Genomic DNA, 14,697 nt, shown 5'->3' with positions numbered 1-14,697 from the left:
GGGGGAGCGGAAGGCGCGTCCGCCTTCCGGCGGGTCCACCGCGACGTCCGGGGCTCCCCCGGGCCCGCGGACTTCCCGGATCCTGACGGCTTCGTCGACGTGGCCGACCTACCCGCCCTGGTCGGCCTGGCCGTTTTGGTCGGCTTCTCGGGCTCGGCCGGACCGGCCCTCCCGGAGCGCGGCCACCATGCGGCGAGCGTACGGCGCGGCGCGGGCGCCGGCCCGGCGGCGGTCGTACGGCTCCGCCCGGACCCGGACCTCGCCGGGGACTTCACCGCGCGCTTCGCCGTGCCGCCGGACTTCGCGCCGCTCGCGGACTTCGCCTTGCCGCCGGGCTTCGCCTTGGCTGTGGACCGCGGCGCGGCCGCGGGCTTCTTCGGCGTGGCCCTGGGCTTGGCTCCGGCCTTGGCTCCGGCCTTGGCCGCCGGAGCGGCCTTGGCCTTGGACGCGGGCTTCGGAGCCGCCTTCCGCGGCGTCGTCGGTTCGGTCGCCCCGCTACTCGATCCGGAGGACGGATCGGCACGGAAACGCGGGACTCGTAGCGCCATGGACCGCGGCCCCCTCGAATTAGGCACTGTCCCTGCGCCGCTTACCCGCGACCGGCCGCCGTACGCCGTGGGAAGGCGTACGACGGCCGGTCGGCTGTCGGATCGGTGAACCCTCAGACGTGAGGCGTCAGTTGTGGCGCCCGCGCCTGCGGCTGAAGATCACCAGCGCACCACCGGTACCCAGCACCGCCACGGCGGCCGCGCCGGCCCACTCGACCTGTGCGGAGGCCCCGGTGTGCGGGAGGCTCGGCGGGGTCGAGGTGGGCGTGCTCGGCGTCGTGGGCGGGGTGCTGGGGTGGTGCGACGGGTGGTGCGACGGCTGGTGGCTCGGGTGGTGACTCGGGTGCTGCGAGGGGTGATGGGACGGAGGAGTGCTCGGGGGCGTGGTGGGCGGGGTCGTCGGAGGGTGGCTGGGGTGGTGCGACGGGTGGTGCGACGGGTGATGCGACGGCTGGTGGCTCGGGTGGTGACTCGGGTGCTGCGAGGGGTGATGGCTCGGGTGGGACGACGGGTGGTGTGAGGGGTGACCCGGGTGGTGCCCAGGGTGATGTCCGGGGTGGTGACCCGGGTGGTGACCGGGGTGGTGGGACGGCGGAGTGCTCGGGGGCGTGCTGGGAGGCGTGGTCGGCGGGGTCGTGGGCGGCGTGCTGGGCGGGGTGGTCGGCGAGCAGCTGTCGCTGGGCGTGGGGCTCTCGCTCGGCCCCGAGCCGCCGTAGCCCGGAGTCGGGGAACCGTACCCGTCGGAGTCCGAGGAGCCCTGGCCGGAAGCCGAGGAACCCTGGTCCCAGGACGTCGAGCCCTGACCCGACGCCGAAGAGCCCTCGTCCGAAGACGCGGAACCCTCGTCCGAAGAGGTCGAGCCCTCGCCGGAAGCCGAGGAACCCTGGTCCCAGGACGTCGAGCCCTGACCCGACGCCGAAGTCCCCTCGTCCGAAGACGCGGAACCCTCGTCCGAAGAGGTCGAGCCCTCGCCCCAAGCCGAGGAACCCTCGTCCGAGGACGTCGAGCCCTGACCCGACGCCGAAGAGCCCTCGTCCGAAGACGCGGAACCCTCGTCCGAAGAGGTCGAGCCCTCGCCCCAAGCCGAGGAACCCTCGTCCGAGGACGTCGAGCCCTGACCCGACGCCGAAGAGCCCTCGTCCGAAGACGCGGAACCCTCGTCCGAAGAGGTCGAGCCCTCGCCCCAAGCCGAGGAGCCCTCGTCCGAGGAGGCGGAACCCTGGTCCGAGGCTGAAGAACCCTGGTCCGACGCCGAGGAACCCTCGTCCGAGGAGGCGGAGCCCTGGTCCGAGGAGGCGGAGCCCTCGTCGGAGGCCGAGGCGTCATGGTCGTGGGAGGCCGAGCTGCTGCCGTCCTGCGCCGCGGAGGCGTCGTGGTCGGCGGGCGGGGTGGACGGGTCGTCGCCGCCCGGCCACTGGCTGCCGTTGGGCCACGACTCGCTGTCGCCGCTGGGCGACGACGTGACGTCGCTCTTCGGCGGCCACTCGCTGCCGTTCGGCCAGGACGCGTCCGACGGACCTGCGGCGGCCCCGTGCGCGGCGGCCGACCCGCCGTCGTCCAGGGTGGCGGCACCGGCCGGGGAGCCGGGCAGCAGCAGGCCGGCAGCGGCCATGACTGCCGCGCCGACGACGGCCGTGGACGCCGCGACGGCGCGGAACGTCCCCCGGCGGCGCGGCTCGATGGGGGGATTCGTCTGCTGATGATCCATGGGGGCAGAAAACATCACATACGACTGTTCATCTTGTATGCGCGGCAAGTGCCGCGCGCAGATTCGCCTGTCCGGCCGCATGCGGATCGCCCACAGGGCGGGCACAGCGGTCACACAGCGACGACAGGGCTCAACCCCGCACGACCACATCCCCCATCAACGCCGCGCCCGGCCCGACCGGCGCGGCGAAGTACAGTTGTCTGTTCGCACGCCAGCCGCCGGAGGCCCCCCTTGTCCTGCCTGATCGTCCAGAGCGACAAAACACTCCTCCTGGAGGTCGACCACGAGCAGGCCGACGCCTGCCGCCGCGCCATCGCCCCGTTCGCCGAGCTGGAGCGGGCGCCGGAGCACATCCACACCTACCGGGTGACACCGCTGGGCCTGTGGAACGCCCGCGCGGCCGGCCACGACGCCGAGCAGGTGGTGGACGCGCTGGTCGAGTACTCCCGGTACCCGGTGCCGCACGCGCTGCTGGTGGACGTGGCCGAGACGATGGACCGCTACGGGCGGCTGCGGCTGAGCAAGGACCCGGCGCACGGCCTGGTGCTGACCACGACCGACCGCCCGGTGCTGGAGGAGATCCTGCGCTCGAAGCGGGTTCAGCCGCTGGTCGGCGCCCGGATCGACGAGGACACCGTGGTCGTGCACCCCTCGGAGCGCGGCCAGATCAAGCAGGTGCTGCTGAAGCTCGGCTGGCCGGCGGAGGACCTCGCGGGATACGTCGACGGCGAGGCGCACCCGATCGAGCTCGACGAGACCGGCTGGGCGCTGCGCCCGTACCAGAAGCAGGCCGTGGAGGGCTTCTGGCACGGCGGGTCCGGCGTGGTCGTGCTCCCCTGCGGCGCGGGCAAGACGCTGGTCGGAGCGGGCGCGATGGCGCAGGCGAAGGCCACCACGCTGATCCTGGTGACCAACACCGTCTCGGCCCGCCAGTGGAAGCACGAGCTGATGAAGCGCACCTCGCTCACCGAGGAGGAGATCGGCGAGTACAGCGGCACCCGCAAGGAGATCCGCCCGGTCACCATCGCCACGTACCAGGTGCTCACCACGAAGCGGAAGGGTGTCTACCCGCACCTGGAGCTGTTCGACTCCCGCGACTGGGGGCTGATCCTCTACGACGAGGTGCACCTGCTGCCGGCGCCGGTCTTCAAGTTCACCGCCGACCTCCAGGCCCGCCGCCGGCTCGGCCTGACCGCGACGCTGGTGCGCGAGGACGGCCGCGAGTCGGACGTGTTCTCGCTGATCGGGCCGAAGCGCTACGACGCGCCCTGGAAGGAGATCGAGGCGCAGGGGTACATCGCGCCCGCCGACTGCGTCGAGGTCCGGGTCAACCTCACCGAGTCCGAGCGGTTGGCGTACGCCACGGCCGAGACCGAGGAGAAGTACCGCTACTGCGCCACCACCGCCTCGAAGCGGAAGGTCACGGAGGCGCTGGTGGCCAAGCACGCGGGCCAGCAGACCCTGGTGATCGGGCAGTACATCGACCAGCTCGACGAGCTGGGCGAGCACCTGAACGCGCCGGTGATCAAGGGCGAGACGACGAACGCCCAGCGCGAGAAGCTGTTCGAGGCGTTCCGGCAGGGCGAGCTGTCGGTGCTGGTCGTCTCCAAGGTGGCGAACTTCTCCATCGACCTGCCCGAGGCGACGGTCGCGATCCAGGTCTCCGGGACGTTCGGCTCCCGCCAGGAGGAGGCGCAGCGGCTCGGCCGCGTGCTGCGGCCGAAGGCCGACGGCCACGAGGCCCGCTTCTACTCCGTGGTGGCCCGCGACACCATCGACCAGGACTTCGCCGCGCACCGCCAGCGGTTCCTGGCCGAGCAGGGCTACGCCTACCGGATCGTGGACGCGGACGACCTCTGACCGTCCGCGCACCGGCCGGGCCCTACGTCGCGGCCGGCAGGTTGAAGTAGATCAGCAGCGAGATCAGGGCGAGCACCGGCGCCGCAAGGGCGGTCAGCTCGCGGGCCGTGCGCAGGTGCCGCGGCAGCGCCCAGCTGGTGAGGAGGGCGACGAGCCCGGCGACGAACAGGCACGCGCCCATGATCAGCGCCTGGTCCAGCGCCTGGCAGCCGTGCGCGCTGCAGGGGTCCGTGGCCATCCCCGACCCCAGGGTGTAGAGCCCGCCGACGGCGAGCATCGGCACGGCGCACACCCTGGCGACGAGCGGCGCCACGTACGCGTACCGGTCGGGGTCGGGCGACGGGCCGCGGACGACCCGGCGTGGCCGGGGCGGGCCGGCGTCCGGCTCGGCCGGTTCGGGCGGGCCGGAGGGGGCCGCCGGCGCGGCCGGGAGGGTGATGCGCACCACGCCGAGGTCCTGCCAGCGCGGGTGCGGCCGGGCGGGCTCGGGACCGTCGTTGCCCCGGCCGTGCGAGGAGGAGGAGGTCGTCGTCATACGACCATCAGACCGCCGCGGGCCGCGCGGCGGATCCGCGCCCGTACTCACGTGGCGCGGCTGAGTTACTCAGTCGTAGGTGGGGGCGGAACCCGGGACGGGCTGCAAGCGCCTCAGTGGCGCGCGCTCTCCGAGCCGAGGATCACCACGTCGACGGCGGCCGTGACGAACACCTTGACCGCGCGCAGCGCGTTGCCGAGGACGTGCCGCGGCTGCCCCTCGCCGCTACCGAGGGCCGAGCTGCCGTGGAAGGCGGGACCTGGGGAAACTGTGCTGGTGGACATGCCTCCACGGTAAGGACGCGAGGGGCCCCGACGCGTCGGACGAAGGGCGGACATCCGGGCCGCCGTTTCCGCCCTCAGGTCTACCCGCGACCCTGAGTCCGGGCCGGGGGCTACCCCGAGGGCGGATCGGGGTGGCGGCGCCGTGGCCCCGCGGCGCGCGACCGCGCGACCCGGGAGAAAACGGTTAGCGCCGCCGAACCCGGGGGCGTATAGTTCCGCGTCTTGCCGCCTCCCGGACGGGAGTGCCGCCGCCCGGACGGAAACCGGCCGGCCCCTCGTGCCACCACCACGTGCGTACGCGACGCCGTACGCCCCCCTGCTCAGCCGGAGGCAAAGCCGTGCCCTCGCACGCCCGAAAGCAGTCCGCCTCGCCGACACCCGCGCCCAGGTCCGGTGCCGCGGACCGGCCCTCGTCCGCGGTGCCGGACCCCGCCGGCCCGCTGGCCCGCGAGCGCGCCCACCTCGCGTCCTCCCGGTCGGCGCTGCGCGCCATGCGCCATGACGTGGAGTCGCTCGACATCAGCGACGTCACCGGGAACTGGGTCAACGCGAAGATCCTGGCCGGCGAGATCGAGGTCCGCATCAAGGCCCTCGCCGACCTCGCCGGCACCCCGCTGTTCTTCGGCCGCCTCGACTACCTGCACGCGCCCGGCACCGAGGTCGCCGAGGGCGCCGGCGGCGAGAGCTTCTACATCGGCCGGCGCCACGTGCACGACGCCGAGGGCGACCCGATGGTCATCGACTGGCGCGCCCCGGTCTCACAGCCCTTCTACCGCGCCTCGCGCGCCGAGCCGATGGATGTCCGGCTGCGCCGCCGCTTCGGGTACACCGGCGGCGAGCTGACCGCGTACGAGGACGAGCACCTCACCGACGCGACCGAGACGGACACCTCCAGCCGGCTGCTCCAGACGGAGATCGAGCGGCCCCGCGTCGGGCCGATGCGGGACATCGTGGCCACGATCCAGCCCGAGCAGGACGAGATCGTCCGCGCGGGCGTGACCGGCACGGTCTGCGTGCAGGGGGCGCCCGGCACCGGGAAGACCGCCGTCGGCCTGCACCGGGTGGCGTACCTGCTGTATGCGCACCGGGAGCGGCTCGCCCGCACCGGCACCCTGGTGATCGGGCCGAACGCGTCCTTCCTGCAGTACATCGAGCAGGTGCTGCCCGCGCTCGGCGAGCTCCAGGTGAAGCAGGCGACCGTGGACGACCTGGTGGCCCACGTCGAGGTCCGCGGCGCCGACCCGGCCGGGACGGCGCGGCTCAAGGGCGACGCCCGCATGGCGGAGGTGCTGCGGCGGGCGGTGCGGTCCGGCATCCGCATGCCGAAGGAGCCGGTCGTGGTGGTGCGCGGCTCGCGGCGCTGGCGGGTGCCGGCCTACGAACTGGAGGAGATCGTCCGCGAGATGACCGACCGCGACATCCGGTACGGCGCCGCGCGCGACGCACTGCCGCAGCGGATCGCGCACGCGGTGCTGGTGCAGATGGAGCGGTCCGGCGAGGCCCCCGACGACCGGGTGCAGGACGCCGTCGCCCGCAATCCCGCGGTGAAGGCCGCGGTCAAGGAGTGCTGGCCGCCGGTCGACCCGGCCAGGACGGTGCTGCGGCTGCTGTCCGACCGGGAGTTCCTGGCCTCCTGCGCCGACGGGCTGCTGACACCGGAGGAGCAGGAGGAGATCCTGTGGGCGAAGCCGGCCCGCGGGATCGGTTCGGCGAAGTGGTCGGCGGCCGACGCGGTGCTGATCGACGAGGCCACCGACCTGGTGCAGCGCACCGGGTCGCTCGGGCACGTGGTGCTGGACGAGGCGCAGGACCTCTCGCCGATGCAGTACCGCGCGGTCGGGCGGCGCTGCTCCACCGGCTCCGCGACGATCCTCGGCGACCTCGCGCAGGGCACCACCCCGTGGGCGACGTCCTCCTGGGCCGAGGCGCTGTCCCACCTGGGCAAGCCGGAGGCCCGGATCGAGGAGCTGACCCGCGGCTTCCGCGTGCCGCGCGAGGTCATCGCGTACGCGTCCCGGCTGCTGCCGTCCATCGCCCCGGGTCTCGCGCCCGCGACCTCGGTCCGCGAGTCCCCCGGCGCACTGTTCGTCCGCCCCGCCCCCGAGGACGGGCTGGACGCGGCCGTGGTCGCCGCCTGCCGGGAGTCCCTCGCGCACGAGGGCTCCATCGGCCTCATCGCGGCCGACCCGCGCATCCCCGCGCTGGCCGCCGCGCTCGGCGCCGCCGGGCTGCCGCACCTGTCCCCGGGCGAGGAGACCTCGGCGGAGGCCCGGCTCACCCTGGTTCCGGCGTCCCTCGCCAAGGGCCTGGAGTACGACTACGTGGTCCTGGACGACCCGGCCGCGATCGTGTCGGCCGAGCCCGACCACCGGACGGGGCTGCGCCGGCTGTACGTCTGCCTCACCCGCGCGGTCTCGGGCCTGACGGTGCTGCACGCCGCCCCGCTGCCGGGCGCCCTGGCGGAGGCCGGGTGACCGTCGAGGCGCCGCACGAACCGCGCGGGTCGATACGGCTAGCCGACCGCCACGGGTGAGTCGAGGGCCTCGCGCCAGGTGCGGACCGCGGTGACGTCGACGGGTCCGGCCCATCCGCCGGGTCGGACCGCGCCGCCGACGTGGAAGCCGTTGAGCCCGGCCGCGCGCAGGGTCGGCACGTGGTCGAGGAGGAGCCCGCCGCCGACCAGCAGGTGCGGCTCGTAGCCGGGTTCGCCGGAGCGGGCGGCCTCGTCGCAGAGCACGGTCAGCCCGGCCGACACGCCCTTCGCCGATCCGGCGGTCAGGTAGGTGTCGAGGCCGGGCAGGCCGGCGAGTTGCAGGCGCAGCCCGTCGCGGTCGGCGGCCCGGTCCATCGCGCGGTGGAACGTCCACCGGCAGCCGTCGATCACGTCGACCACCGCGTGGATCGCGTCGAGGTCGGCCCGGCCCCGCACGTCGAGGAACCCGAGCACGAACTCCTCGGCGCCCTCCGCCCGCAGCGCGAGCGCGGCCTCGCACAGGGCGTCCAGCGCGCGGGCGTCGCCGGCACTGAACCCGTCCGACAGGCGCAGCATGACGCGCAGCGGGATGTGCACCGCCGCCCTGATCGCGCCGAACGTCTCCCGGGAGGGCGTCAGCCCGTCCGCGTCCATATCGGTGACCAGTTCGAGGCGGTCCGCCCCGCCGTCCTGCGCCGCGACGGCATCCTCCGCGCCGAGGGCGATCACCTCGAAGATTGGTCTAGACATATGAGCAAGGGTGCCACACCCGTCCCTCCCGCGCGAGAGCCGGGGTCCGCGCCGCGCCCCGGAAACGGCGGGCGGGGCGCCGCGTCACGCCTCCAGCAACTCCAGTTCGGTGCCCACGTTGCGGCGGGCCACCGACTCCCAGCGCTCGTACCCGTGCTGCGTACGGAACAGCCGGGGCAGCGCCAGCAGCCGCCGCAGCACGTCGGCGCGGCCGGCCCGGAAGTCCTCGTCCGGCACGAAGGCGTACTCCTCGCGGACCGCGGCGGCATAGGCCGCGTACGCCGCCGGGTCCCCGGCCAGGACGGCCAGGTCGGCGTCGCACAGCACCTCGCCGTCGGCGTCGCCCTCGGCCGGGTCGTGGTCGACGGTGAGCCGCACCAGCCGCGCGACCTGCGCGACGCGCTCGGCGTCCACCCCGGCCTCGGTCAGCGCGCGTTCGGCCAGCACCGCGCTGCGCTCCTCGTTCTCGCTGCGGTCCGGACGGTAGACCACGTCATGGAACCAGGCGGCCAGCGCCACCGCGTCGGGGTCCTGTGCGTACACCGTCAGTTCGGTGGCCCGTGCCAGCACCGCGACGAGGTGGTCCAGGGTGTGGTAGCGGCGCTGCGGCTCGGCCCACCGCGCGAGCAACTCCCGTCCGTACGCCGCCGGATCCGGTGCGTCGGGGTCGTCCCCCTGGCAGCGGCGCAGCAGTTCGCACCACTCCGCGAGCAGGGCGTCGTAGCGGGGGTGGGCGACGGCTGGGGTCTCGGGCATGCGGATCATTGTGCACGGCGGCCCCACCCGCGCGCCCCGTCACCCCCGTGACGTGACCAGGCAGGTGGGGCGTGTCGCACCCGCCCGCGCGAGCAGTCCGGCGGCGTCGGGTTCGGCCTGGAGGCCGGCCAGCAGCAGCAACCACAGGTCGTACAGGCGGTCCTCGATCCGGTCCCGGCCGTCGAGCGCGTCGGACACCGTGTGCATCCCGAAGAACGCGTAGACCAGCCCGGCCGCGGCCGTCTCGGGCGCGAGGCCCGCCGCCAACTCACCCTGCTCCGCGGCCTCCCGCAGGAACGAACCCACCGTGTCGATCCAGCCGACGAAAGGCGCGGGCAGTTGGGCGTCGATGGCGCGCCGTTCGGTCCACAACCGCGATCCCGCCCTGACCACGACGTCGTCGCGAAAAGCGCGGGCGACGTCGAAACTCAGCGCGACCAGTTTCTCCAACGCGGACGACTCCGCCGTCCGCGTCGAGGAGACCATCTGCGGCCAGGTCGCGAAGTGCGCCTCGACCACCGCGAGAGCCAGTTGCTCCTTGTTGCCGAAGTGAAAGTAGATCGCTCCGCTGGTGCGCCCGGACAACGCGCTGATGTCACTGATACTGGTTCCGGCGTAGCCGCGTTCGTCGAACAGCCGGGCCGCCGCCTCCACCAGACACCGGCGTGTTGTCTCCGCTCGTTCCTGCACATTCACTCCGAAAGCCGCTTCGTCGCCGACCACGGAAATGTAGCGCCTCGCCGGAAGATCGCCGCCATCCTCCCGGCAACGCACGTGCGAATCAGTCGGACGTGAGTTCTTCTTATGGTATGAATCCTTCGGTCGGGGATGGGTCCGGACGGAACTCCGGGGAGGACGATTTCGCGGGCTTGAGCTGGTCCCGCACGGTCCCCCGGGAAATGGTGCACCGGTCGTCGGTCGCCGAGGTGCTGCTGACCGACGTACGGCCGGACCGCGCGGGAGGGTTCGAGGCGGCGGCCTGCTGGCCGCGGTCGCACACCACGTTCCCGCGGGACGGCTCGGATCTGCACAGCCCGCTGCTGGTGGTGGAGACGCTCCGGCAGCTCGGCATCTACCTGCCGCTGCGGTACTTCGGCGTGGCGCCGACGGCGCACCTGCTGATCCGGGACCTGCACTTCGCCCTCATGGCCGACCGCGAGCCGCGGGCCGGCCACGGCGGCACCGAGGTGGCCTGCGCGATCGGCGTGCACGGGGTGCGCCGCGACGAGGACGGCGCCGTCACCGGACTGCGGCTGGAGGTCCGCTTCTCCTCGGGCGGCACGGAGTTCGCCCAGGCCGGCGGGGGTGCGCGGTTCCTGGCCCCGGACGCCTACACCGCCGTACGCGCCCGGCACGGCAGCGCCGCCGACCCCCCGCGGCCGGACGCGCACGGCCGCCCCGCACCCGGCACGCTGGCCGTCGCGGGCCACGGGGACGTCCTGATCGCCCGCCGCTCGGGCGTCCTCGCGGTGGAGCCGGCCGACCCGCGCCACCCGTTCTTCTTCGACCACAGCAGCGACCACCTGCCGGGCATGGTGCTGCTGGAGGCGGCCCGCCAGGCGAGCGCCGAGGCGAGCGGCGGCACGCTGCTGCGGCCCACCGCGGGCCGGCTGGTCGCCACTCGCTTCACCGAGTTCACACCGCTCGCCCGGATCGAATCGGTGCCGCACCACCGCACCTGTGTCTTCCGGATCCGGCAGGGGACCACCTGCACGGCGTACGGCGTCCTGGGATACGGCCGACACCCGGTGTGACTTATTGCAATCGCTTGACTACCTTATGCTCCCGTCCATAGCGTAACGATCGATATGTTCTTGACGGGACCCCGAATACCCCTATCGGCACGGGCTTTTCGGCCGCGCCCCGTCGAGGACCCGCGCCTGCCTGACGAAAACAGCGCATCGGCCGGCCGTCGACTGCCTCGACAGCGACCTCCGCCACGCTTTCAGGCATTCCAGAACGGACCTCCCCCCATGACCTCTCATCCCCTCTTTTTCTGGACCCCGGCGGCCATCGTCTTCGACTGCGACGGCACCCTCATGGACACCGAGCGGCACTGGGAGGACGCACGCGACCTCACGCTGCGCGATTTCCGGCTGTCGCCGGCCGAAGGCTTCGGCGCCCGCAGCAAGGGCCTGCACTACACCGAATGCGGGCAACTGATGGCCGACGAGTCCGGCCGCCCCGAACTCGGTGGCAAACTCACCGAACGCCTCCTCGCGCATTTCCGCGAACTCGTCGCCGCCGACCCGCAGACAATGCCCGGCGCGACCGAACTCGTCGCCAACGCAGCGAAGTTCGCGCCTCTCGCGGTCGCCAGCAACTGCCCGCTGGACGTCGTCGACATGTGCCTGCGCACCGCGAACCTGCGGCACCACTTCGACCACATCGTGGTCCCCGGGCCGGACATCCGCCCCAAGCCGCACCCCGACGTGTACCTCACCGCCGCCCGTCTGTGCGGCGCCGCCCCCGCGGACTGCCTCGCCGTCGAGGACTCCGCCTGCGGCATCGAGGCGGCCCTGCGCGCCGGGCTGCACACCATGGGCGTCGGCCCCTGGCCCGGGGAGGACCTCGCCGCGACCGTCGACCTGTGGGTCGCCTCACTCGACGACCCGCATATCTTCACCTGGTCCTCACGCCCGCACAGCCGTCCCTCCGGCCAGCGGCAGACGGTCCCGCCACCGGCGGAAGAGACCGTCGCGACAGGTCAGTTCAGGTGGGACCTCAAGGAGGTGACGGAGGACGTCGCGGCGGAGAAGAGCAGCGCGATCCCGACCGCTCCCGGGTCCGGGACACCGGCGGCGCGATCGCCCAGATAACTGGCCCGGCCGCGCCGGGCGGTGAGGCGGGCGGTCCGCCGCACCCCGCCCCACGCGGCGCTCGCCGCGCAGGCGAGCGCCGCACCGGCGTCGCCCGGCACCGCGCGGGCCTGCGCGTCGAGCCTGCTGCTGGCCGGGGCCAGCGCGTCCACGAGCGTCTTGTCGCCGACCGCGGCCTCCCCGACCCGCTGGATCGCGGCGAGCCCGTTGCCGGTTCCCGCCGCGAGTGCGGTGGCGGGCGCGCCGTCCCGGGCGGCCGCCACGGCGGTCGCGATCTCCTGGAGCAGCAGCCCGAACAGCGGCCCGCTGGTGCCCCCGACCTCGTCGAGGAACGCGGAGGCGGCCGCCTCCAACGACCGCGCGGGGGCGGGCGGTCCGACCGGCAGGTCCAGCCGCCGCACCGTCGCCTGGAGCCCGGCGACCAGGTTCGCGCCGAAGTCGCCGTCCCCGACCTGCTGGTCGAGTGCGGTCAGTTCGGCCTCCGTCGCGGTCGCGGCGTCGGCGAAGCGGCGCATCCACCCCTCGGTGAACGCGGTGAAGTCCTCGGGTTCGGAGGACTCGGTGATTCCGGTGCCGGTCGGTGTGAGCATCGCTGCCTCCCGTCGTCGCCTGCCGGTGGGTCCCGCCCTCGGTCTCGCCGTCAGCCGGCCCGCCCGCACCACGCGGGGGTGTCGGCCGGCGCGTCGTAGTACGCGAGGGTCGCGTCGTCGGCCGCCATCAGCGTGAGCGAGAAGCCCCGCATGTCCAGCGCGGTGACGAAGTCGCCGACGAGGGTGCGTACGGTGCTCGCGCCGCGCTTGTCCAGCAGCCGCGTCACCTCGTTCAGCACCGCGTACAACTCCAACCGGGTGATTCCGCCCAGCCCGTTGACCAGGAGCACCACCTGCGCGCGGGCGTCCAGCCGGAGCGAGTCGGCCAGCGCGGCCACCATGTCCTCGGCGAGATCGCGCAGCGACCGCTCCTGGAGGGTGCGACGGGCCCGCTCGCCGTGGATGCCGACGCCGTACTCGATGGCACCGGCCGGCAGGTCGAAGGCGGCCTGCCCGGTGGCGGGCGAGGTGTGGGCGGCCGAGGCGACCGCGAGGCTGCGGCACCGGCCCACCACGTCCGTACCGAGCGCGACCAGGTCGGACAGGCCCATTCCGGTGTCCGCGGCCGCGCCGAGGATCTTCTCGACCAGGACGGTCGCGCCGGTGCCGCGCCGCCCCGTCGCGATCTCGGCCGACTCCGTCGCCACGTCGTCGTCGACCAGGACGCGGCCGCAGGGGATGCCCTCGCGGGCCAGCCGTTCGGCGGCGATCCCGAAGTTGATCTTGTCGCCGGTGTAGTTCTTCACCACGTGCAGGACGCCGTCCTCGCCCGCGACCGCGCGGGACGCGGCGAAGATCTGCCGGTTGTGCGGCGACGCGAAGACCCGGCCGGGGCAGGCGGCGTCCAGCATGCCCGTGCCCACGTATCCCAGGTGCAGGGGCTCGTGGCCCGAGCCGCCGCCGGAGACGAGGCCGACCCGGCGGGTCGGCGCCGGCTTCAGCGCTCGGACGTAGCCGTCGCGCTCGTCCCAGCGCACGTCCCCCGCGTGCGCCCGGGCGAAGCCGGCCAGTGCGTCCCCCACCAGTTCGTCGGCCACGTTCGCAAAGTAAAGGCCCATGAGACGACCTCCCAGTCCCCTCATGCTGAGTGGTCCCCGGGACCACGGCAACCGGACCCGCCCGCCTGCCCGGTCCTGCCCGGCCCGGGACCACCTGCCGGTGGATGGCTTGTCGCGCAGTTCCCCGCGCCCCTGGGGGTGGTGCTGGTTCGTCCTCGGCCGCCGGCCCGTCGTGGCTTGTCGCGCAGTTCCCCGCGCCCCTGGTATGTGCGGCTCCTCCGCGAAAGGAGGGCAACCACCAAGGGGCGCGGGGAACTGCGCGAACAACCACGGCCGGACCGCAAGGTCCCGTGACGGCGGGACGGGGCAGGCGGGGGGCCGCGGAAGAACCCGCACATACCCAGGGGCGCGGGGAACTGCGCGCTCAGCAGGCCACCGGCAGGTGGTCCCGCAACCGGCAGGACGGGGCAGCCCGGGGGGTCAGGGACCACCGCGGACCGCAAGGTCCCGCAACCGGCAGGACGGGGCAGGCGGGTGGGTCCGGGCCACCGCGAACCGCAAGATCAGGGGGCGCGGAGACGGCCGGGGGTCGTGCCGAACGCGTGCCGGAACGCCTCGATGAACGCACTCGCATTCGCATAGCCGCAGGCGCTCCCCGTGGAGGTGACCGACCGCCCGGCGGCGAGAAGGGTGAAGGCGTGGTGCAGCCGCAACTGGGTGCGCCACTGCGGAAACGTCATCCCCAGCTCGCGCCGGAACAACCGGCTGAGCGTCCGCTCCCCCGCCCCCACCGCCGCGCCCAGCTCCGCGAGGGACCGCTCGTCCGCCGGGTCCGCCTGCAGCAGCGCGGCGACGGCCCGCAGCCGGTCGTCCGCGGGCGCCGGGAGATGCAACGGAAGCGCGTCCACCCGCCGCAGCTGGTCCAGGGCGACCCGTTCGAGATCGCCGCGCTGGACCGGGGTGTACGGGGGCCGCCCGGGGCCGGGCTCCTCCGTGAGGGCGACGATCAGCTCGCGCAGCAGCGGGCTCACCGCGAGGACGGTGGGCTGGTCGGCGCCGAGCGGGTCACGCGCGGGCGCGAAGGACAGCGTGCGCATGTCGGTGGGCCCGTGCGCCTGGTGCGCGTGCGGCACCCCCGCCGGGATCCACACCGCGCGGTACGGCGGCACCACCCAGTCGCCGAGCGGCGTCGAGACCCGCAGCACGCCCCTGCTGGGGTGGATGAGCTGGTGCTCGTCGTGGTGGTGCCAGTCGATCACCTCGCGGTGGACCAGCGCGCGGTGGGTGGGGCCGTCGAGCCGTTGGCGCGGCGCGGGCGGGTCGGTGGCCGATTGGCGGGTTGTCGGCATCACGAGACAGATTATCGGTAGCCGACC

Annotated in this window: 14 protein-coding genes and 1 pseudogene; 7 read left to right on the top strand and 8 right to left on the bottom strand. The window is 73.9% G+C overall.

Features of this window, described 5'->3' with window-relative positions; all coding sequences use genetic code 11:
• Positions 1-99: 99 nt before the first annotated feature.
• The 4 genes from C4U44_RS42395 to C4U44_RS11485 all read left to right on the top strand — a co-directional run bounded on the left by C4U44_RS42395 (position 100) and on the right by C4U44_RS11485 (position 4,116).
• Positions 100-657, top strand: a complete 558-nt coding sequence (locus C4U44_RS42395) for a hypothetical protein (RefSeq protein WP_235032030.1) — start codon at positions 100-102, stop codon at positions 655-657.
• Positions 658-667: 10 nt separating this feature from the next.
• A complete protein-coding gene (locus tag C4U44_RS41500) occupies positions 668-886 on the top strand; it encodes a hypothetical protein (RefSeq protein WP_160145017.1) in 219 nt (72 codons plus the stop codon).
• Between the two features lie 1,050 nt (positions 887-1,936).
• Complete coding sequence (locus C4U44_RS41490) at positions 1,937-2,248, top strand: hypothetical protein (RefSeq protein WP_103885599.1); 312 nt, start codon at positions 1,937-1,939, stop codon at positions 2,246-2,248.
• A gap of 239 nt (positions 2,249-2,487) precedes the next feature.
• A complete protein-coding gene (locus C4U44_RS11485) occupies positions 2,488-4,116 on the top strand; it encodes a DNA repair helicase XPB (RefSeq protein ID WP_103885598.1) in 1,629 nt (542 codons plus the stop codon).
• Positions 4,117-4,138: 22 nt separating this feature from the next.
• Here the strand turns inward: C4U44_RS11485 and C4U44_RS11480 are convergent, their stop codons facing one another.
• A complete protein-coding gene (locus C4U44_RS11480) occupies positions 4,139-4,651 on the bottom strand; it encodes a hypothetical protein (protein WP_103885597.1) in 513 nt (170 codons plus the stop codon).
• A gap of 113 nt (positions 4,652-4,764) precedes the next feature.
• On the bottom strand, positions 4,765-4,935 hold the full coding sequence (locus tag C4U44_RS41900; protein ID WP_200823215.1) for a hypothetical protein: 171 nt from the start codon (positions 4,933-4,935) through the stop codon (positions 4,765-4,767).
• Positions 4,936-5,354: 419 nt separating this feature from the next.
• On the opposite strand from C4U44_RS41900, the gene C4U44_RS11475 reads away from it, so the two are divergent.
• The gene (locus C4U44_RS11475; RefSeq protein WP_235032022.1) at positions 5,355-7,409 is read left to right on the top strand and encodes a HelD family protein; all 2,055 of its coding nucleotides are present in this window, start codon (positions 5,355-5,357) and stop codon (positions 7,407-7,409) included.
• 38 nt (positions 7,410-7,447) lie between these two features.
• On the opposite strand, the gene C4U44_RS11470 is transcribed toward C4U44_RS11475, so the two are convergent.
• From C4U44_RS11470 to C4U44_RS11460, 3 genes are all read right to left on the bottom strand, one after another.
• Positions 7,448-8,158, bottom strand: a complete 711-nt coding sequence (locus C4U44_RS11470) for a copper homeostasis protein CutC (protein ID WP_103885596.1) — start codon at positions 8,156-8,158, stop codon at positions 7,448-7,450.
• Positions 8,159-8,242: 84 nt separating this feature from the next.
• Positions 8,243-8,923 (bottom strand): HD domain-containing protein, encoded by a 681-nt coding sequence (locus C4U44_RS11465; RefSeq protein ID WP_407642821.1) that lies wholly within the window; start codon positions 8,921-8,923, stop codon positions 8,243-8,245.
• Positions 8,924-8,953: 30 nt separating this feature from the next.
• Positions 8,954-9,604 carry a ScbR family autoregulator-binding transcription factor gene (locus C4U44_RS11460; protein ID WP_103885821.1) on the bottom strand — a complete coding sequence of 217 codons (651 nt, stop codon included), beginning with the start codon at positions 9,602-9,604 and terminating at the stop codon, positions 8,954-8,956.
• A gap of 119 nt (positions 9,605-9,723) precedes the next feature.
• On the opposite strand from C4U44_RS11460, the gene C4U44_RS11455 reads away from it, so the two are divergent.
• Both C4U44_RS11455 and C4U44_RS11450 read left to right on the top strand, forming a co-directional pair.
• Complete coding sequence (locus C4U44_RS11455) at positions 9,724-10,668, top strand: ScbA/BarX family gamma-butyrolactone biosynthesis protein (protein WP_103885594.1); 945 nt, start codon at positions 9,724-9,726, stop codon at positions 10,666-10,668.
• A gap of 219 nt (positions 10,669-10,887) precedes the next feature.
• Positions 10,888-11,547 (top strand): annotated as a pseudogene (locus tag C4U44_RS11450) (HAD family hydrolase); the annotation flags it as partial.
• Between the two features lie 74 nt (positions 11,548-11,621).
• Here the strand turns inward: C4U44_RS11450 and dhaL are convergent.
• The 3 genes from dhaL to C4U44_RS11435 form a co-directional block, all read right to left on the bottom strand.
• Positions 11,622-12,323, bottom strand: a complete 702-nt coding sequence (gene dhaL, locus C4U44_RS11445) for a dihydroxyacetone kinase subunit DhaL (protein ID WP_103885592.1) — start codon at positions 12,321-12,323, stop codon at positions 11,622-11,624.
• 50 nt (positions 12,324-12,373) lie between these two features.
• Positions 12,374-13,381 carry a dihydroxyacetone kinase subunit DhaK gene (locus C4U44_RS11440; RefSeq protein WP_103885591.1) on the bottom strand — a complete coding sequence of 336 codons (1,008 nt, stop codon included), beginning with the start codon at positions 13,379-13,381 and terminating at the stop codon, positions 12,374-12,376.
• A gap of 503 nt (positions 13,382-13,884) precedes the next feature.
• The gene (locus tag C4U44_RS11435) at positions 13,885-14,670 is read right to left on the bottom strand and encodes an AraC family transcriptional regulator (RefSeq protein ID WP_103885590.1); all 786 of its coding nucleotides are present in this window, start codon (positions 14,668-14,670) and stop codon (positions 13,885-13,887) included.
• Between the last annotated feature and the right edge of the window lie 27 nt (positions 14,671-14,697).

This window comes from Actinacidiphila yanglinensis, assembly GCF_900107965.1.
GTDB lineage: Bacteria > Actinomycetota > Actinomycetes > Streptomycetales > Streptomycetaceae > Actinacidiphila > Actinacidiphila yanglinensis.
Note: the sequence above shows the minus strand (reverse complement) of the source record. Positions and strands in the feature narration are given on the sequence as shown.

What these genes read in the sequence shown, in the direction of transcription:
- C4U44_RS11480 (WP_103885597.1), bottom strand. Translation starts at nt 4,651, where the DNA reads ATGACGACGACCTCCTCCTCCTCGCACGGCCGGGGCAACGACGGTCCC.
- C4U44_RS41900 (WP_200823215.1), bottom strand. Translation starts at nt 4,935, where the DNA reads ATGTCCACCAGCACAGTTTCCCCAGGTCCCGCCTTCCACGGCAGCTCG.
- C4U44_RS11470 (WP_103885596.1), bottom strand. Translation starts at nt 8,158, where the DNA reads ATGTCTAGACCAATCTTCGAGGTGATCGCCCTCGGCGCGGAGGATGCC.
- C4U44_RS11465 (WP_407642821.1), bottom strand. Translation starts at nt 8,923, where the DNA reads ATGATCCGCATGCCCGAGACCCCAGCCGTCGCCCACCCCCGCTACGAC.
- C4U44_RS11455 (WP_103885594.1), top strand. Translation starts at nt 9,724, where the DNA reads ATGAATCCTTCGGTCGGGGATGGGTCCGGACGGAACTCCGGGGAGGAC.
- dhaL (WP_103885592.1), bottom strand. Translation starts at nt 12,323, where the DNA reads ATGCTCACACCGACCGGCACCGGAATCACCGAGTCCTCCGAACCCGAG.
- C4U44_RS11440 (WP_103885591.1), bottom strand. Translation starts at nt 13,381, where the DNA reads ATGGGCCTTTACTTTGCGAACGTGGCCGACGAACTGGTGGGGGACGCA.
- C4U44_RS11435 (WP_103885590.1), bottom strand. Translation starts at nt 14,670, where the DNA reads ATGCCGACAACCCGCCAATCGGCCACCGACCCGCCCGCGCCGCGCCAA.